Annotated in this window: 24 protein-coding genes; 5 read left to right on the forward strand and 19 right to left on the reverse strand. The window is 52.4% G+C overall.

The features are described 5' to 3' along the window. Positions 1-14 precede the first annotated feature (14 nt). Genes rplW through rpsJ form a run of 4 tightly spaced genes read right to left on the reverse strand, consistent with a single transcriptional unit; the run spans position 15 to position 1,903 of the window. Positions 15-317: a 50S ribosomal protein L23 gene (rplW, locus tag HV318_RS11515; protein WP_000617546.1), complete on the reverse strand. Its 303-nt coding sequence runs from the start codon at positions 315-317 to the stop codon at positions 15-17. Further along, on the reverse strand, positions 314-919 hold the full coding sequence (gene rplD / locus HV318_RS11520) for a 50S ribosomal protein L4 (RefSeq protein ID WP_000424395.1): 606 nt from the start codon (positions 917-919) through the stop codon (positions 314-316). The genes rplW and rplD overlap by 4 nt, the downstream gene beginning before the upstream one ends. A gap of 10 nt (positions 920-929) precedes the next feature. Beyond that, positions 930-1,559 (reverse strand): 50S ribosomal protein L3, encoded by a 630-nt coding sequence (gene rplC / locus HV318_RS11525; RefSeq protein WP_006178923.1) that lies wholly within the window; start codon positions 1,557-1,559, stop codon positions 930-932. A 32-nt stretch (positions 1,560-1,591) separates the two neighbouring features. After that, positions 1,592-1,903, reverse strand: coding sequence for a 30S ribosomal protein S10 (rpsJ, locus tag HV318_RS11530; RefSeq protein WP_001181005.1), 312 nt, complete (start codon positions 1,901-1,903; stop codon positions 1,592-1,594). 382 nt (positions 1,904-2,285) lie between these two features. On the opposite strand from rpsJ, the gene HV318_RS11535 reads away from it, so the two are divergent. Then, the gene (locus tag HV318_RS11535) at positions 2,286-2,759 is read left to right on the forward strand and encodes a prepilin peptidase (RefSeq protein WP_182272855.1); all 474 of its coding nucleotides are present in this window, start codon (positions 2,286-2,288) and stop codon (positions 2,757-2,759) included. Here HV318_RS11535 and bfr read toward each other — a convergent pair. The 11 genes from bfr to fkpA form a co-directional block, all read right to left on the reverse strand. Beyond that, the gene (gene bfr / locus HV318_RS11540) at positions 2,743-3,219 is read right to left on the reverse strand and encodes a bacterioferritin (RefSeq protein WP_182272856.1); all 477 of its coding nucleotides are present in this window, start codon (positions 3,217-3,219) and stop codon (positions 2,743-2,745) included. The genes HV318_RS11535 and bfr overlap by 17 nt on opposite strands. A 72-nt stretch (positions 3,220-3,291) precedes the next feature. Continuing rightward, positions 3,292-3,486: a bacterioferritin-associated ferredoxin gene (gene bfd / locus HV318_RS11545; RefSeq protein WP_003863268.1), complete on the reverse strand. Its 195-nt coding sequence runs from the start codon at positions 3,484-3,486 to the stop codon at positions 3,292-3,294. A gap of 177 nt (positions 3,487-3,663) precedes the next feature. Then, on the reverse strand, positions 3,664-4,848 hold the full coding sequence (gene tuf, locus HV318_RS11550; protein WP_023326212.1) for an elongation factor Tu: 1,185 nt from the start codon (positions 4,846-4,848) through the stop codon (positions 3,664-3,666). A gap of 69 nt (positions 4,849-4,917) precedes the next feature. Next, positions 4,918-7,032 (reverse strand): elongation factor G, encoded by a 2,115-nt coding sequence (fusA, locus tag HV318_RS11555; protein ID WP_182272857.1) that lies wholly within the window; start codon positions 7,030-7,032, stop codon positions 4,918-4,920. Between the two features lie 96 nt (positions 7,033-7,128). Continuing rightward, positions 7,129-7,599 carry a 30S ribosomal protein S7 gene (rpsG, locus tag HV318_RS11560; RefSeq protein ID WP_004106370.1) on the reverse strand — a complete coding sequence of 157 codons (471 nt, stop codon included), beginning with the start codon at positions 7,597-7,599 and terminating at the stop codon, positions 7,129-7,131. A gap of 96 nt (positions 7,600-7,695) precedes the next feature. Further along, positions 7,696-8,070: a 30S ribosomal protein S12 gene (gene rpsL, locus HV318_RS11565; RefSeq protein WP_000246815.1), complete on the reverse strand. Its 375-nt coding sequence runs from the start codon at positions 8,068-8,070 to the stop codon at positions 7,696-7,698. Positions 8,071-8,194: 124 nt separating this feature from the next. After that, a complete protein-coding gene (tusB, locus tag HV318_RS11570) occupies positions 8,195-8,482 on the reverse strand; it encodes a sulfurtransferase complex subunit TusB (protein ID WP_182272858.1) in 288 nt (95 codons plus the stop codon). A 7-nt stretch (positions 8,483-8,489) separates the two neighbouring features. Beyond that, on the reverse strand, positions 8,490-8,849 hold the full coding sequence (tusC, locus tag HV318_RS11575; protein WP_182272859.1) for a sulfurtransferase complex subunit TusC: 360 nt from the start codon (positions 8,847-8,849) through the stop codon (positions 8,490-8,492). Further along, positions 8,849-9,235, reverse strand: a complete 387-nt coding sequence (tusD, locus tag HV318_RS11580) for a sulfurtransferase complex subunit TusD (protein WP_182272860.1) — start codon at positions 9,233-9,235, stop codon at positions 8,849-8,851. The genes tusC and tusD overlap by 1 nt, the downstream gene beginning before the upstream one ends. Beyond that, positions 9,235-9,957 carry a helix-turn-helix transcriptional regulator gene (locus tag HV318_RS11585; RefSeq protein ID WP_182272861.1) on the reverse strand — a complete coding sequence of 241 codons (723 nt, stop codon included), beginning with the start codon at positions 9,955-9,957 and terminating at the stop codon, positions 9,235-9,237. Before HV318_RS11585 ends, tusD begins: the two co-directional genes overlap by 1 nt. Positions 9,958-10,123: 166 nt before the next feature. Beyond that, entirely contained in the window at positions 10,124-10,945 is an 822-nt protein-coding gene (gene fkpA / locus HV318_RS11590; RefSeq protein WP_182272862.1) for an FKBP-type peptidyl-prolyl cis-trans isomerase, read from the reverse strand. Between the two features lie 238 nt (positions 10,946-11,183). On the opposite strand from fkpA, the gene HV318_RS11595 reads away from it, so the two are divergent. Then, positions 11,184-11,402, forward strand: coding sequence for a protein SlyX (locus HV318_RS11595; protein ID WP_182274585.1), 219 nt, complete (start codon positions 11,184-11,186; stop codon positions 11,400-11,402). A 192-nt stretch (positions 11,403-11,594) separates the two neighbouring features. Here HV318_RS11595 and slyD read toward each other — a convergent pair whose 3' ends face one another. The 4 genes from slyD to kefG form a co-directional block, all read right to left on the reverse strand. Further along, positions 11,595-12,185, reverse strand: a complete 591-nt coding sequence (gene slyD / locus HV318_RS11600; RefSeq protein ID WP_182272863.1) for a peptidylprolyl isomerase — start codon at positions 12,183-12,185, stop codon at positions 11,595-11,597. 94 nt (positions 12,186-12,279) lie between these two features. Further along, positions 12,280-12,480: a YheV family putative zinc ribbon protein gene (locus HV318_RS11605; protein WP_010436300.1), complete on the reverse strand. Its 201-nt coding sequence runs from the start codon at positions 12,478-12,480 to the stop codon at positions 12,280-12,282. A 13-nt stretch (positions 12,481-12,493) separates the two neighbouring features. Then, on the reverse strand, positions 12,494-14,299 hold the full coding sequence (gene kefB, locus HV318_RS11610) for a glutathione-regulated potassium-efflux system protein KefB (RefSeq protein WP_182272864.1): 1,806 nt from the start codon (positions 14,297-14,299) through the stop codon (positions 12,494-12,496). After that, complete coding sequence (kefG, locus tag HV318_RS11615) at positions 14,299-14,850, reverse strand: glutathione-regulated potassium-efflux system ancillary protein KefG (protein ID WP_182272865.1); 552 nt, start codon at positions 14,848-14,850, stop codon at positions 14,299-14,301. The genes kefB and kefG overlap by 1 nt, the downstream gene beginning before the upstream one ends. Positions 14,851-14,988: 138 nt before the next feature. On the opposite strand from kefG, the gene HV318_RS11620 reads away from it, so the two are divergent. From HV318_RS11620 to HV318_RS11630, 3 genes are read left to right on the forward strand one after another with little or no spacing between them, the layout of a single operon-like run. Next, positions 14,989-16,893 (forward strand): ABC transporter ATP-binding protein, encoded by a 1,905-nt coding sequence (locus HV318_RS11620; RefSeq protein ID WP_182272866.1) that lies wholly within the window; start codon positions 14,989-14,991, stop codon positions 16,891-16,893. 22 nt (positions 16,894-16,915) lie between these two features. Then, the gene (locus tag HV318_RS11625; protein WP_182272867.1) at positions 16,916-17,938 is read left to right on the forward strand and encodes a hydrolase; all 1,023 of its coding nucleotides are present in this window, start codon (positions 16,916-16,918) and stop codon (positions 17,936-17,938) included. Next, positions 17,935-18,153: a YheU family protein gene (locus tag HV318_RS11630; RefSeq protein WP_006177849.1), complete on the forward strand. Its 219-nt coding sequence runs from the start codon at positions 17,935-17,937 to the stop codon at positions 18,151-18,153. The genes HV318_RS11625 and HV318_RS11630 overlap by 4 nt, the downstream gene beginning before the upstream one ends. Positions 18,154-18,157: the final 4 nt, after the last annotated feature.

An 18,157-nucleotide genomic window follows, 5' to 3' on the forward strand; every position in this document is an offset into this window, starting at 1 on the left:
ATTACTCCTCCGACTTACTCAGCGCCGCCAACGAAGTCCAGATTCTGGCCTTCTTTCAGGGTGACGTAAGCTTTTTTCCAGTCGCTACGACGACCGATACGCTGTCCGTGACGTTTAACTTTCCCTTTAACTACCAGGGTGTTAACGACTTCGACTTCGACTTCAAACAGTTTCTGCACAGCAGCTTTGATCTCTGCTTTGGTCGCGTCTTTAGCAACTTTGAGAACGATGGTGTTAGTTTTTTCCATCGCAGTAGACGCTTTTTCAGAAACGTGCGGTGCACGCAGCACCTTCAGCAGACGTTCTTCACGAATCATGCCAGCATCTCCTCAACTTGCTTAACAGCATCAGCAGTCATTACGACTTTGTCGAAGGCGATCAGGCTAACCGGGTCGATACCAGTCGCGTCACGTACGTCAACCTTGTGCAGGTTACGTGCGGCCAGGAACAGGTTCTCGTCCAGCTCACCGGTGATGATCAGCACATCTTCCAGAGCCATGTCTTTCAGTTTCTGAGCCAGCAGCTTAGTTTTAGGCGCTTCTACAGAGAACTTCTCGACAACGATCAGACGATCCTGACGTACCAGCTCGGACAGGATGCTTTTCAGCGCGCCGCGGTACATCTTTTTGTTAACTTTTTGACTGTGGTCCTGCGGACGCGCAGCGAAGGTCACGCCACCTGAACGCCAGATCGGGCTCTTGATAGAACCTGAACGCGCACGGCCGGTACCTTTCTGGCGCCACGGCTTTTTGCCGGAACCAGTTACTTCAGCACGAGTCTTCTGAGCACGAGTACCCTGACGAGCACCAGCTGCATAAGCAACAACAACCTGGTGAACCAGCGCTTCGTTGAAATCACGACCGAAGGTAGTTTCGGAAACAGTCAGCGCGCTCTGCGCGTCTTTCAATACTAATTCCATTGCTATCCCCTTACGCCTTCACAGCTGGTTTAACGATCAGGTCGCTACCGGTTGCACCCGGAACCGCACCTTTAACCAGCAGCAGGTTGCGCTCAGCGTCAACACGTACTACGTCCAGGCTCTGAACGGTTACACGTTCGTTACCCAGCTGACCTGCCATTTTCTTGCCTTTGAACACTTTGCCCGGAGTCTGGTTCTGACCGATAGAACCCGGAACGCGGTGAGACAAGGAGTTACCGTGAGTAGCGTCCTGGGTACGGAAGTTCCAGCGCTTAACGGTACCAGCAAAACCTTTACCTTTAGAGGTACCGGTTACGTCAACTTTTTTAACGTCAGCAAACAGCTCAACGCTAATGTCCTGACCTACGGTGAACTCTTCGCCTTCAGCAAGACGGAATTCCCACAGACCACGGCCAGCTTCAACGCCAGCTTTAGCGAAGTGACCCGCTTCTGGTTTGGTTACACGGTTAGCTTTTTTAGCACCAGTGGTCACCTGAACAGCGCGGTAGCCATCGTTAGCCAGATCTTTAACCTGAGTAACGCGGTTTGCTTCAACTTCGATTACGGTTACTGGGATAGAAACGCCATCTTCAGTGAAGATGCGGGTCATACCCACTTTTTTACCGACTAAACCAATCATTGTTTCAACCTCTCAATCGCTCGATGACCTGATTAACCCAGGCTGATCTGCACGTCTACACCGGCAGCCAGATCCAGACGCATCAGAGCATCAACGGTTTTCTCGGTTGGCTCAACGATGTCAACCAGACGCTTGTGAGTGCGGATTTCGTACTGATCACGCGCGTCTTTGTTAACGTGCGGAGAGATCAGAACGGTGAAGCGCTCTTTGCGGGTCGGCAGCGGGATCGGACCACGGACTTGCGCACCAGTGCGCTTAGCAGTCTCGACGATTTCCGCGGTTGATTGATCGATCAGACGATGATCAAACGCTTTAAGGCGGATACGGATTCTTTGGTTCTGCATGAGACCAGAGCTCCAATTATTTTATAAACGAAAATGATTACTCCTCAAACCCATTACGATTGATGGGAGAGTGTAACCGTTCTTACGTAGCTCCCCAATTGGGAGCATTGTTGAGCAACAAAATTCTGTTACTCCGGTTCAGATTGAACCCGCCGTCAATTACGACAAGCCCGCGCATTATACGTAAATCTGGGCAAGACGCAAGTACCGTTTAGAAATTAAGCGCCAAAGGCTCTCTGTGCGTAGGACTTCGCAACATTTTAAGTAATGTATCGTCCGTAGCCTCTTCTTCTGAAACGACTACGCAATTCCTCTGTTTACACATTGCCGGGCATTCGCAATACGGAGAGCATGCCCTGAAACGTTAATTGAGGTTTACATCATGCTTGCTACCCTCCCCTTTCTGCTGACCTATTTTTCGCTTTCAGGTTTACTGGTGCGTGAAGATATTCGCTCCGGTACTCTCCCTGATAAATTTCTCTGCCCACTGTTATGGGCCGGCCTGGCCTATCAACTTTGCATCCATCCTGATTTTCTCCCGAGCGCAGTGGTCGGGGCGATGGCGGGGTACATCGGGTTTGCAGTTCTCTACTGGGGTTATCGGCTTATGTGCCGCCGGGAAGGGATGGGCTACGGTGATGTAAAATACCTGGCGACATTAGGAGCATGGCATGGATGGAGTATTTTGCCGGTACTGGCACTCGTTGCCGCACTCATGGCACTTCTGTACCTTCTTGTTCTCTCTTTGTTAAAGCCTGAGAAACAGATATTAAAAAACCCACTGCCTTTCGGGCCATTTCTGGCGGCAGCGGGTTTATGTATCGGCTGGCAGAACCTGATTACTCTTCCACTTTAATTTGCGACTGAAGGTAGTTCTGCAAACCAATTTTGCCGATGAGATCCAACTCAGTTTCTAGCCAGTCGATGTGGCCTTCCTCATCGATCAGGATCTGGATCATCATATCGCGGCTAACGTAGTCATGAACACTATCCGCATAGGCAATGGCTTCACGAAGATCTTTTGCGCCATCAAGTTCCAGCGCAAGGTCGGAACGCAGCATCTCTTCCACATCTTCACCGATGCCAAGCTTGCCGAGATCCTGCAGATTGGGAAGGCCTTCAAGGAATAAAATACGCTCAATATATTTATCGGCGTGTTTCATCTCATCAATGGATTCATGGTATTCAACATCGTTGAGGCGAGTCAGCCCCCAGTTTTTGAACATTCTTGCATGGAGAAAATACTGGTTGATTGCGACAAGCTCATTTCCCAATAATTTATTGAGATAACTTATGATTTTAACATCACCTTTCATTATATAGTCCCTCCGCTTCCACTCATTGAAGCGTAGATCGGGCTACAGGGATGTCAAAAAAAAGATGGAGGGTTATGCGATCTCTTTGAACTCCGGGATCTGCATCAATTCGTCCTGCATGATCTCACGCGCTGCGCGAACGCACTTACCGCATTGATTTCCCACTGGAACAAATTTGCGAAGTTGCTGGAACGACTGAGGCTGGAACTGGCGAACGGCCTGACGTATTTTTTTGTCACTTACACCATTACATAAACAAACGTACATAAACACTCCCGTTCAAAATATGCGCAAATTGTAAGTGAGAATGGTTATGATTACAATAGCACAAACGACAGGATACGGGGCGGGGGCGGACAAAAAATGCGAAAACTTGTGACAGGTACAGAACTGCAGAAAACAAAAAGGACGCCGAAGCGTCCTTTTTTATTCAGGGATAATTAATTAGCCCAGAACTTTAGCAACAACGCCCGCGCCAACGGTACGACCGCCTTCACGGATTGCGAAACGCAGACCGTCGTCCATCGCGATTGGGTGGATCAGCGTCACAACCATCTTGATGTTGTCGCCTGGCATTACCATCTCTACGCCTTCTGGCAGTTCGATGGTACCGGTCACGTCAGTTGTACGGAAGTAGAACTGTGGACGGTAGCCTTTGAAGAACGGAGTATGACGGCCGCCTTCGTCTTTGGACAGGATGTACACTTCAGATTCGAACTTGGTGTGTGGCTTGATTGAGCCTGGCTTCGCCAGAACCTGACCACGTTCGATTTCTTCACGTTTGATACCACGCAGCAGAACACCAACGTTCTCACCAGCACGGCCTTCGTCCAGCAGTTTGCGGAACATTTCAACGCCAGTACAGGTAGACTTCGCAGTCTCTTTGATACCAACGATTTCAACTTCTTCGCCAACTTTGATGATACCGCGCTCTACACGACCGGTAACAACGGTACCACGACCGGAGATGGAGAATACGTCTTCGATTGGCAGCAGGAATGGCTTGTCAATCGCACGCTCTGGTTCTGGGATGTAAGAATCCAGGAAGCCAGCCAGTTCGATGATTTTCGCTTCCCACTCTGCTTCGCCTTCCAGCGCTTTCAGAGCAGAACCACGAACGATTGGAGTATCGTCGCCTGGGAAATCGTACTGAGACAGCAGTTCACGAACTTCCATCTCTACCAGTTCCAGCAGCTCTTCGTCATCAACCATGTCGCACTTGTTCAGGAACACGATGATGTAAGGAACGCCTACCTGACGACCCAGCAGGATGTGCTCACGAGTCTGAGGCATAGGGCCGTCAGTCGCAGCAACAACCAGGATCGCGCCGTCCATCTGCGCAGCACCGGTGATCATGTTTTTAACATAGTCGGCGTGGCCTGGGCAGTCTACGTGTGCGTAGTGGCGAGTCGGGGTGTCATATTCAACGTGGGAAGTGTTGATGGTGATACCACGAGCTTTTTCTTCTGGTGCGTTATCGATCTGGTCGAATGCACGAGCAGAACCACCGTAGGTTTTTGCCAGAACGGTAGTGATTGCAGCGGTCAGGGTAGTTTTACCATGGTCAACGTGGCCGATAGTACCAACGTTGACGTGCGGTTTTGTACGTTCAAATTTTTCTTTAGACACGGCTATATTCCTTACTATAGTGCTCTCCCCTTTGGAGAGAGCACGGGACTTAGGTTTTAATCCTGTGGATTACTTACCACGGGCTTCAATAACGGCCTGAGCAACGTTGTTAGGCGCATCATCATACTTCAGGAATTCCATAGTGTATGATGCACGACCTTTGGTCAGAGAACGCAGCTGAGTTGCATATCCGAACATTTCAGACAGTGGAACTTCAGCGTGGATCTTAACGCCAGTTACTTCAGATTCCTGACCACGCAGCATACCGCGACGACGGCTCAAGTCACCGATAACGTCACCGGTGTTCTCTTCAGGAGTTTCTACTTCAACCTTCATGATTGGCTCAAGCAGAACTGGTTTTGCTTTCTTAAAGCCTTCTTTAAAGGCAATAGACGCAGCCAGTTTAAACGCCAGTTCAGAGGAGTCAACGTCGTGGTAAGAACCGAAGTGCAGACGAACACCCATGTCAACAACTGGATAGCCAGCCAGAGGGCCCGCTTTCAGCTGTTCCTGGATGCCTTTATCAACGGCTGGGATGTATTCGCCAGGAATTACACCACCTTTGATGTCGTTGATGAACTCGTAACCTTTCGGGTTAGAGCCCGGCTCCAGTGGGTACATGTCGATCACAACGTGACCGTACTGACCGCGACCACCAGACTGCTTAGCGTGTTTACCTTCAACATCGGTAACTTTCGCACGAATCGCTTCGCGGTAAGCAACCTGAGGTTTACCCACGTTAGCTTCAACGTTGAATTCACGCTTCATACGGTCAACGATGATGTCCAGGTGCAGTTCACCCATACCTGCGATGATGGTCTGGTTAGATTCTTCATCAGTCCATACGCGGAATGATGGGTCTTCTTTTGCCAGACGGCCCAGAGCCAGACCCATTTTTTCCTGGTCAGCTTTGGTTTTTGGTTCAACCGCGATGGAGATTACCGGCTCAGGGAATTCCATACGCTCCAGAATGATCGGGTGATCCTGGTCACACAGGGTGTCACCAGTAGTCACGTCTTTCAGACCGATAGCTGCAGCGATGTCGCCCGCACGAACTTCTTTGATCTCTTCACGTTTGTTAGCGTGCATCTGTACGATACGGCCAAAACGTTCACGCGCCGCTTTCACGGAGTTCAGGATGGTGTCACCGGAGTTAACCACACCAGAGTAAACGCGGAAGAAGGTCAGGTTACCCACGAATGGGTCGGTAGCAATTTTGAACGCCAGCGCAGAGAACGGCTCTTCATCACTTGCGTGACGCTCAGCCGGAGTATCTTTACCGTCGTCCAGGATGCCGTTGATCGCAGGAACGTCAACCGGGGATGGCAGGTAGTCAACTACCGCATCCAGCATCGCCTGAACACCTTTGTTCTTGAACGCAGAACCACAGGTTACCAGGATGATTTCGTTGTTCAGAACACGCTGACGCAGAGCTTTTTTGATCTCTTCTTCAGTCAGTTCTTCGCCACCCAGGTATTTTTCCATCAGCTCTTCAGAAGCTTCAGCTGCGGATTCGATCAGGTTCTGGTGCCATTCGTCAGCCAGATCCTGCATTGCAGCTGGGATATCTTCGTATTCGAAGGTAACGCCCTGATCTGCATCGTTCCAGTTGATGGCTTTCATTTTCACCAGGTCGATAACGCCGGTGAAGCCTTCTTCAGCACCAATCGCCAGCTGCAGCGGAACAGGGTTCGCGCCCAGACGGGTTTTGATCTGACCAACAACTTTCAGGAAGTTAGCACCCATACGGTCCATTTTGTTAACGAACGCGATGCGTGGAACTTTATATTTGTTCGCCTGACGCCATACGGTTTCAGACTGTGGCTGAACACCACCAACTGCGCAGTAAACCATTACCGCACCGTCAAGAACACGCATGGAACGTTCTACTTCGATGGTGAAGTCAACGTGGCCCGGGGTGTCGATGATGTTTACGCGGTGCGGTTCGTACTGCTTAGCCATACCTGACCAGAATGCAGTAGTCGCTGCGGAGGTGATAGTAATACCACGCTCCTGCTCCTGTTCCATCCAGTCCATGGTGGCTGCGCCGTCATGAACTTCACCGATTTTGTGGTTTACACCGGTGTAGAACAGAATACGTTCGGTAGTAGTGGTCTTACCGGCGTCGATGTGCGCACTGATACCGATGTTACGGTAGCGTGCGATGGGTGTTGTACGAGCCATTTGATTCCTCGTTTATATCTTTAGGCGTTCAGTTAAGTTACCCAGAGCGGGCGGCTTCTCTGAAGCGCCCGCCTGGTGACTAATACTCCGAAGGGATTACCAACGGTAGTGTGCGAACGCCTTGTTGGCTTCTGCCATACGGTGAACGTCTTCACGTTTCTTAACTGCAGTACCTTTGTTGTCTGCAGCATCAGAAAGTTCGTTCGCCAGACGCAGAGCCATGGATTTATCACCGCGTTTACGAGCAGCTTCAACGATCCAACGCATTGCCAGGGCATTACGACGAACCGGACGAACTTCAACTGGAACCTGATAAGTAGAACCACCAACGCGGCGGGACTTAACTTCTACAGTTGGGCGAACGTTGTCGAGAGCGACTTCGAAAGCTTCCAGTTCATTTTTACCAGAACGCTGAGCCAGGGTCTCAAGCGCGCTGTATACGATTGCTTCTGCAGTAGATTTTTTACCATCTACCATCAGGATATTTACAAATTTTGCCAGCAGTTCTGATCCGAATTTCGGATCTGGAAGAATTTTACGCTGACCAATGACGCGACGACGTGGCATGGGAATACTCCGTTGTTAATTCAGGATTGTCCAAAACTCAAAGAGTTTAGTGTGACATTAAGATAAATCAGTTTGGCCTTACTTAACGGAGAACCATTAAGCCTTAGGACGCTTCACGCCGTACTTGGAGCGAGCCTGCTTACGGTCTTTAACACCTGAGCAGTCCAGCGCACCACGAACGGTGTGGTAACGAACACCCGGAAGGTCTTTAACACGACCGCCACGGATCAGGATCACGGAGTGTTCCTGCAGGTTGTGACCTTCACCACCGATGTAGGAAGTCACTTCGAAACCGTTAGTCAAACGCACACGGCATACTTTACGCAGTGCGGAGTTTGGTTTTTTAGGAGTGGTGGTATATACACGAGTACATACGCCACGTTTCTGCGGGCAGGCTTCCAGTGCAGGCACGTTGCTTTTTGCAACTTTGCGTGCACGTGGTTTGCGTACCAGCTGGTTAACTGTTGCCATTAAATAGCTCCTGGTTTTAGCTTTTGCTTCGTAAACACGTAATAAAACGACCTCATACAATATGAGGACGCGAAATTTTAGGGCTACGTCGAAAAGGTGTCAAGAAATATACAGCGATCTCAAATCACCAGTTCATTTGACTGGCGTGCGTCACAGTAAGATTGACGAAATCAGTATAGCCAACCACGTCAATTTTGGCTGAAATTTGACCAGCCAGCCCCCGCGCATCAAGATCGTCTTTCAGCGCAGAGACCGTTATGGGGGCATTAATGAGGATTTCAACGAAACGGCTGCCTTCGAGTGCAGCAAGAACGCCATCCTGAATCAGCAGCAGGTCATCACCTTCGCACAACATGCCCAGTAATGCGTCGATATCACATTGCCACGGAGAACGGCTCAGGGTGTGGAGCATGGCAGCCTCAGAAAGTCAGAACAGTGTCGTAGTGAGAAAGTTGTTCACGCAGTGCGTCAGACGCCAGGATCGTCACGTCCAGAACGAAAGGCGTATTATCTTTTAACCCGCGCGCAGCCAGAGAGTCGGCACACAGGTAGATGTTTTCGATATCGTAAAGCGGAAGCACTTTAAACGTCGCGATGTAATCACGAGCAAGGATTGCCTGAGGCTGTTGTCCTGCCAAAAGCTGAAACACCCCGTCTCCTAAAAAGAAAACGCCGATATCTTCGGTTAATGCAGAAGTCGCGAGCAGTGCATCCAGCCCTTCTCTGCCCGACGCACTACCGTGCGGAGCAGAGGTAAAAACAAACGCTACACGCTTCATCAGAATTGCACCACTCTGTCGCAGGTTAGCGCAGCCTGCGCCAGCGCCCCCAGACCACTTAATGAAAAGCCAGGCTGTAAATTGGCCCCGGACAGGCCGAGACGGGCAGCCTCTGTCGTATCCGTCACGCCGCGACGCAATGCCGCCGCCACGCAGATATGCAGCTCAACGCCCTGCTTTTCGTTTAATGCCTGCCACGCACGCACGAGGTCAAACTCATCGCTCGCCGGTGACGTAAACTGGTTCGCGTTATACACCCCTTCCCGATAGAAGAAGACGCTCACCAGTTCGTGTCCAGCCTCCAGGAGCGCATGAGCAAACTGCAGCGCGCTGCTGGCCTGCTGAGTGCCATACGCCGGGCCTGTCACCATTAACGCAAAACGCATTACTTGTCTTGCCCCAGGAAATCACCACTTTTGAACTGGCGAATGTAGAGGTAGACCGTATGCTTGGAGATATTCAGACGATCGGCCACCTGGTTGATGGCATCTTTAATGTCGAAAATGCCTTTCTCGTAGAGGTTCAGCACGATCTGACGATTTTTGGCGTTGTTCGAGACGTTGCGATCGGCATTCACTTCTTCAATGGTGAACTCGAGCGTCTGGGTCACGAGATCTTCCACGGAGGACGCAAAGTTAACAGAAGATCCGACGTCCGGCGTTTCTGGTGGAATAAAGGTACTCATGATTTGCGAGAATGGCACATCAAGGTTTATGTTGATGCACAGCAGCCCAATCACACGGTGTTCGCGGTTTCGAATCGCGATAGTTTCGGATTTCATCAGCACGCCGCTTTTGGCGCGGGTGAAATAACATTTGGAGACGCTGCTGTCCGCGCCAGTCATGTCATGCAACATACGCAATGCAAGGTCGGTGATTGGCGAACCAATTTTACGGCCAGTATGCTCACCATTAGCAATGCGGATGGCGGAACACTTCAGATCCTGCAGGGAGTGCAATACGATTTCGCAGTGGGACCCAATGAGCATCGCTAACCCGTCCACCACCGCTTCGTAGGATTTCAGAATATCGAAATCGGTCTGGTCGAAAGGACGTTGATCCAGCAAATCAAGTTCACTGGTTTCGTTGGTTAAAAGCGACCTGGACATGAAAAAAACACTCCTTTTCAGGAGCCTGTCGTTACGTTTTCAGGGCAGGCTCATTATCTACACGGACAACTAAATTAATACAGCGTGTGTAACGCTTTCCAGTGTTAATTATATCTGCCCCACAATAAAAAAAACCGCCGCCTTTAAGGCGGCGGTTTTCACGACATTACTTCTTGGTGTCTGCTGCAGCTTTCTCGTCTGCAGGCGCTTCTGCTTTAGCATCCGCTTTTGGCGCTGGCTTGATGTCCAGCAGTTCTACGTCGAAGACCAGCGTAGAGTTTGCAGGGATACCCGGAACGCCGGTTTTGCCATAAGCCAGATCTGGTGGGATGACCAGCTTGATCTTACCGCCTTTCTTGATGTTCTTCAGACCTTCAGTCCAGCCCGGGATAACACCGTCCAGACGGAAGGAAAGAGGTTCACCACGGGTGTAAGAGTTATCGAACTCTTTACCGTCGATCAGCGTACCTTTGTAGTTAACCACAACCGTATCGCTGTCTTTTGGTGCGTCACCGGTACCTTCTTTCTCGACTTTATACACCAGGCCAGTAGAGGAGGTTTTTACGCCCTTCTCTTTAGCAAAAGTATCGCGGTAGGCTTTGCCTTTTGCTTCGTTGTCTTTTGCATCGGCTTCCATCTTGGTCTGGGCAGCACCTTTCACGCGCGCTTCAAACGCCTGCAGAGTCTGCTCGATGTCCTGGTCAGACAGTTTGCTCTTATCAGCAAACGCATCCTGAACACCCGCGATCAGCTGAGCTTTATCCAGTTTGATGCCCAGTTTCTCTTGTTCTTTCAGAGAGTTTTCCATGTAACGTCCCAGAGATGCGCCAAGTGCATAGGCGGATTTCTGGTCGTCATTTTTGAACGCCGCTTTGCTGTCTGCAGTCGCAGCAGGCTTCGCAGCAGTGTCAGCTGCGAAAGACAGCGGCGCATTCAGCGCAACAGCCATCGTCGTCGCCAGCAGCGTTACTTTAAACAGTGATTTCATCCATATCTCCAGGGCCTGGGGACTCTCACCCCAGCATTAAACGTAAATGAGTTACGTACTATAAAACGTTGCGGAAGAAATCTACAGACAGACACCCCCGATTATCGCCACTTTTAAGACTATTTTTGTTTAAATAAGTTTCTTGCCAATGGGATGGATACTGTACTTCAGGATAAACTCAGTTAAACTTCGCCGCCGCTGGCCCATTATGGCGAATCAGAAATAGACGAGGTGAATGATGAAGGACACATTGATCGAAGCGAGACTGGCTGAGCTGGAAAGCCGCCTGGCTTTTCAGGACATCACCATCGAAGAGCTTAACCAGACCGTGACCGCGCACGAGCTTGAAATGGCAAAACTGCGGGATCACATGCGTTTGTTAACCGAAAAGCTGAAGGCTACGCAGCCCTCTAACATTGCCTCTCAGTCAGAAGAGACGCCACCACCTCATTACTGAGGCGTAAAAAAAGCGGGATTATCCCGCTTTTTTTGTGCCCGGTGGCGCGAAGCTTACCGGACCTACAAATACCCTATGGATTTCGAGTCGCTGGAAGGCGGCAAGCTTGAAAATCCCCGGGAGCATAGATAACTATGTGACCGGGGTTTGAAAGCGCAGCCAACACACCTGCGGCTTGAAAGACGACGGGTATTAGTGGCAACCGCAGCCGCCGTTACCGCAACCACCTTTACCGTGCTCGTGAGCATGGTCGTGATCGTGGCCGTGACCACCGCAGCAGCCATCGTGGCCGTGATCGTGGTCATGATCGTGACCGTGCGCACCGTGAACGTGGCCATGAGCCAGTTCTTCTTCGGTTGCTTCACGGATAGCCACAACTTCTACGTTGAACTTCAGGTTCTGGCCAGCCAGCATGTGGTTGCCGTCAACCACAACGTGGTCGTCTTCAACTTCTGTGATTTCAACCGGCACAGGACCCTGGTCAGTTTCAGCCAGGAAACGCATGCCAACCTGCAGTTCGTCAACGCCCATGAACACGTCTTTAGGAACGCGCTGAACCAGGTTGTCGTCGTACTGACCGTAAGCGTCGTTCGCGCCTACAGCAACGTCAAATTTGTCGCCAACTTCATGACCTTCCAGCGCGGTTTCCAGGCCGGAAATCAGGGAACCGTGACCATGCAGGTAGTCCAGCGGCGCACTCACCGGAGACTCATCAACCAACACACCGTCTTCTGTACGTACCTGATAGGCCAGGCTGACCACCAGGTCTTTTGCTACTTTCATGATATCTCCTGAGCGTGGGAAAATTGCTGGCGCAGATTGTAGCGGAAATCTGCACCTGTGTACCCTTTAGCTTAAAAAAACTCAGGGCATATCGCTAGTCCGGATGAAAAATGCCGATCACTTGCTCTTCTTTGCGAACGTGATCGCGAGCTTCCTTGTCGGCTTCACGCATCTGGTGACCACACTTAACACACTCAACAACATCAATATTATTTTCACGCCACATGGCCAGCGTGTCTTGCGCCTGGCAGGTCGGGCACTTTGCACCCGCGATAAAGCGTTTACGTACAGCCATCTTTCGTTACCCTTTATTCAAATTCATCCCAGCCATCCAGCTGGCGTCGTTCCTGTTGCATCTCGCGCTGGAAAATCTCTTCCAGCTCACGACGCGCTTCCCGCACACGAGAAATCTGCGCCGTGTCGGTATGCACCGGCATCAGTTCACGCAACATCCGCATATCGAGCCTGCGAAAATGCATCTGCGCACGCTGGGCCTGATGGGGATGCATGCCCAGCGAAATCAGCGCCTTGCGCCCCAGTTCCAGCGCACTGGAAAACGTCTCGCGGGAGAAGTGTTTCACACCCGCCTGCAAAAGTTCGTGAGCTTCCACACGTCCCCGTGCGCGCGCCAGAATATGCAGGTGCGGGAAATGCTGCTGACACAACTCCACCAGCTTCATCGTATCTTCTGGATCATTACAGGTAATGACGATGGATTCTGCCGCTTCAGCCCCGGCGGAACGCAACAGTTCAAGTTGCGTCGCATCACCGTAGTAAACCTTGTAGCCATATTTTCGCATCAGGTTTACCGCGCTGATATCACGTTCCAGCACCGTGATACGCATTTTGTTCGCCATCAATAAACGCCCAATCACCTGTCCGAAGCGGCCAAAACCCACGACAATCACCTGAGGCTTATCATCTTCCACCCACGGGGTTTCATCTTCGTCTTCTGCCGGGTTAAACCGCCGCGACAGCAGTTTATCCACCAGCTTCATCAACAGCGGCGTGGCCATCATCGACAGCGTGACCGTCACCAGCAGCAGCGCCATCTGGTCATCTTTGAACAGCTTCTGGGACGATGCCGTGGAGAACAGCACGAACGCAAATTCTCCCCCCTGGCTTAACACGCTGGCAAACTGCATTCTCTCTGAGCTACGCAGCCCGTAAATGCGTGCCAGTACATACAACACCAGTGTTTTAACCGCCATCAGCACCGCAACGCTCACGGCCACCCACAGCAGATGGGTATAGAGCACGCCGAGATTGAGCGCCATGCCCACCGAAATAAAGAACAGTCCTAACAGCAGCCCTTTAAACGGATCAATGGCAATCTCTAGCTCATGACGATATTCACTCTCGGCAAGCAACACCCCAGCGATGAACGTACCGAGCGCCATCGACAGCCCCAGCGCATCCATAAACAGCGCCGAACCGAGCACCAGCAGCAACGTCGCGGCGGTAAACACCTCGCGCACGCCGGACGCAGCAATAAAACGGAACACCGGGCGCAGTAAAAAACGTCCGCCAATCAGCATCCCGGCAAAGGCCAGCACCTTCATGGAGACTTTCACCCAGTCGAAATGATCGCCGCCTGAACCCGCCAGCAGTGGTACCAGCGCCAGCGCCGGGATCACCGCCAGATCCTGGAACAGCAGTACCGAAAAACCCAACTGACCCGCCTCACTGCGGTTCATCCCTTTGTTACGCATCAGCTGCAGTGCCATCGCCGTCGAGGACATTGCGAGACCTATCCCACCAATCACCGCCGCCTGCCAGGCGAAATCAGTCAGCATCAACAGACCAGCCAGAATGGTGGCACTGAACAGCACCTGTGCCGCACCCACACCAAAAATGGAACGCCGGAGCTGCCACAATTTAGACGGATTCAGCTCAAGGCCGATGATGAACATCAGGAACACCACGCCCAGCTCGGAGAAGTGGAGAATTTCATCCACATCACTGATAAACCCAAGCCCCCAGGGGCCAATCGCAATCCCCGCCAGCAAATACCCGAGCACCGCACCGATGCCAATACGCGACGCCAGCGGTACGGCCACCACGGCGGCAAATAAAAAGAGCACGCCCGCCAGCAGCAGGTTCGATCCTTCCATCAGCGACCTCCTGTCGGGATCGGCGATGCCAGCCATTCGCCATAGGCCCGGGCATGACTTGCCAGCTCCTTTGGATCCTGACGTCGCGCCCAGTAGATAATAATCGGGCTCATCCAGTGCATACGGCACATCGCCGCCGTCAGTTCGAATGGCCGCAGGATATCGCTCATCGGATAACGGTTCAGCCCGTCATAGCGGTAAGCGCTCTCTGGCTCACCGGTGGTAATGACGCTACGCCAGTACTTTCCCGCCAGCTGGTTGCCCCCCACTCCGCTGGAGAAACCCCGGCTTAACACGCGGTCCAGCCACTCTTTCAGCAATGCCGGACAGCTGTAGGTATAGAGCGGATGCTGGAACACAATCACGTCATGCTGGCGCAGCAGTTCCTGTTCATGGGGAATATCGATAAAGAAATCAGGATAGTGCGCGTAGAGATCGTGCACCGTCACATTGCTGAGCTGAGTCGCCGGCTTAAGCAGCACCCGGTTCGCCACCGAGTCCTGAGATTCCGGATGGGCATACAGCAGCAGCACTTTTGCTGTCTGAGACATCACTCCCCTCCCGGTTCTGTTTCTGTTTTTGTGTATCGTTGTCGTTTTGGGCTACCATGACGGCCCGGTGGGGAAAATGATCCACACCTTACATTATCATAATGACAAATTAACATAGTCGGAACATACGGCGCTTCTATGATTGTTTTTTCCTCGTTACAAATTCGTCGCGGCGTGCGCGTCCTGCTGGACAACGCCACAGCCACCATCAACCCGGGTCAGAAAGTGGGCCTGGTTGGCAAAAACGGCTGCGGTAAATCCACCCTGCTGGCGCTGCTGAAAAACGAGATAAGTGCCGATGGCGGTAACTTTACCTTCCCCGGGAACTGGCAGCTTGCATGGGTCAACCAGGAGACGCCTGCGCTGAGTGAACCGGCACTCGACTATGTTATCGACGGCGACCGTGAATACCGTAAGCTGGAAGCGGAACTCAATGCTGCCAACGAGCGTAACGACGGTCACGCGATTGCCACCGTTCACGGCAAGCTGGATGCCATCGATGCCTGGACTATCCGCTCCCGCGCCTCCAGCCTGCTGCACGGTCTGGGCTTTAGCAACGAGCAGCTCGAACGCCCGGTTAGCGATTTCTCGGGCGGCTGGCGTATGCGCCTTAACCTGGCGCAGGCACTGATCTGCCGTTCAGACCTGTTGCTGCTCGATGAACCGACTAACCACCTCGATCTCGATGCGGTTATTTGGCTGGAGAAGTGGCTGAAAAGCTATCATGGCACGCTGATCCTGATCTCCCACGACCGCGACTTCCTCGACCCGGTGGTGGACAAAATCATTCATATCGAACAGCAAACGATGTTCGAGTACACCGGTAACTACAGTTCCTTCGAGCGCCAGCGCGCAACACGCCTTGCTCAGCAGCAGTCCATGTATGAAAGCCAGCAGCAGCGCGTGGCACATCTGCAAAGCTTTGTTGACCGCTTCAAGGCCAAAGCATCGAAGGCCAAACAGGCGCAGAGCCGCATCAAGATGCTGGAACGCATGGAGATGATTGCCCCGGCGCACGTGGATAACCCGTTCCACTTTAATTTCCGCGAGCCGGAGAGCCTGCCCAACCCATTGCTGAAGATGGAAAAGGTCAGCGCTGGCTATGGGGATCGCATCATCCTCGACTCCATCAAGCTCAACCTGGTGCCGGGTTCACGTATCGGTCTGCTGGGGCGTAACGGTGCCGGTAAATCGACGCTGATCAAACTGCTGGCGGGTGAGCTTAATCCGGTAAGCGGTGAAATCGGCCTGGCGAAAGGCATCAAGCTTGGCTACTTCGCCCAGCATCAGCTGGAATTTTTACGCGCGGATGAATCCCCGATTCAACACCTGGCGCGACTGGCCCCACAGGAGATGGAGCAGAAACTGCGTGACTATCTCGGTGGTTTTGGCTTCCAGGGTGATAAGGTCACCGAAAACACCGAGCGCTTCTCCGGCGGTGAAAAAGCCCGCCTGGTACTGGCGCTGATTGTCTGGCAACGCCCGAACCTGCTGCTGCTCGATGAACCAACGAACCATCTGGACCTCGACATGCGTCAGGCGCTGACCGAAGCGTTGATTGAGTTCGAAGGCGCACTGGTTGTCGTCTCGCACGATCGCCACCTGATCCGCTCCACCACCGACGATCTCTACTTAGTCCACGACGGTAAAGTCGAACCGTTTGACGGCGACCTGGAAGACTACCAACAGTGGCTGACGGACGTGCAAAAGCAGGAAAATCAGCCGGAAGAGTCCGCGAAGGATAACGCCAACAGCGCACAGGCACGTAAAGACCAGAAGCGCCGTGAAGCGGAACTTCGCACCCAGACACAGCCGCTGCGTAAAGAGATCGCCCGTCTCGAAAAAGAGATGGAAAAACTCAATGCGACGCTCGCCACCGTTGAAGAGAAGCTGGGCGACAGCGGACTGTACGATCAGAGCCGCAAAGCCGAGCTGACTGACTGCCTGCAAACCCAGGCGAAAACCAGGTCCAGCCTCGAAGAGTGTGAGATGGCATGGCTGGATGCGCAGGAACAACTGGAAGCGATTATAGTAAATAACTGACAAGAATTAGCATCGCATCGTTATGACCCAAATCATTCCATCAGACTTCGACCTCGCCGTTGAAGAGAGCGCAGAGTTTGTGCCCATGCGCGGCGTGGCGAATCGCCACCTGCAGACCATGCTGCCGCGCCTGATCCGCCGCAAGGTGCAGTTCACCCCATACTGGCAACGCCTGGATTTGCCGGACGGCGACTTTTTGGATCTCGCCTGGAGCGAAGAACCGGAGCAGGCCAGACATAAACCCCGCCTGGTGGTGTTTCATGGTCTGGAAGGCAGTCTGTACAGTCCTTACGCGCACGGATTAATCCAGGCCGCGAAAGACCGTGGCTGGCTCGGCGTGGTCATGCATTTTCGCGGATGCAGCGGCGAGCCAAATCGCCAGAAGCGTATCTACCACTCGGGTGAAACGGAAGACGGCACCTGGTTTTTACACTGGCTGAGAGAGAACTTTGGTACGGTGCCAACGGCGGCCGTAGGGTATTCGCTGGGCGGAAATATGCTGGCCTGCCTGCTGGCAAAAGAGGGTGAAACGGTCCCGCTGGACGCAGCCGTAATTGTCTCTGCCCCCTTCATGCTGGAACAGTGCAGCTACCATATGGAAAAAGGGTTTTCCCGGGTGTATCAGCGTTATCTGCTCAATCTGCTGAAAGCCAATGCAGCGCGTAAACTGAAGGCCTATCCGGATACCTTGCCGGTCAGCTTGCGTCAGCTCAAAAAGGTGCGCCGTATTCGCGAGTTCGACGACCTGATCACCGCCAAAATTCATGGCTTTGCCGACGCAATTGACTACTATCGCCAGTGCAGCGCGATGCCGTTGCTGAGCAAAATCACTCAGCCGACGCTCATCATTCATGCCAAAGATGACCCGTTCATGGATCATCACTCAATACCGGCGCAGGAATTTTTGCCTGACAACGTTCACTATCAGTTGACCGAACATGGCGGTCACGTGGGGTTTGTCGGCGGCACGTTACGTCGCCCGAAAATGTGGCTGGAGGCGCGCATTCCTGACTGGTTAACCGCTTATCTGGACGGTGCAAAATGATCATCCCCTGGCAGGATCTGTCTCCCGAAACGCTCGATAATCTGATTGAAAGCTTTGTATTGCGTGAAGGCACCGATTATGGTGAACATGAACGTTCGCTTGAACAAAAGGTCAGCGATGTAAAGCGCCAGCTCAAAAGCGGCGACGTGGTGCTGGTATGGTCTGAACTGCATGAAACGGTCAATATCATGCCCCGCAACGCGTTTCACGGCTGACCTT

It is taken from the genome of Enterobacter sp. RHBSTW-00901 (genome assembly GCF_014103115.1).
Lineage (GTDB): Bacteria > Pseudomonadota > Gammaproteobacteria > Enterobacterales > Enterobacteriaceae > Enterobacter > Enterobacter cloacae_P.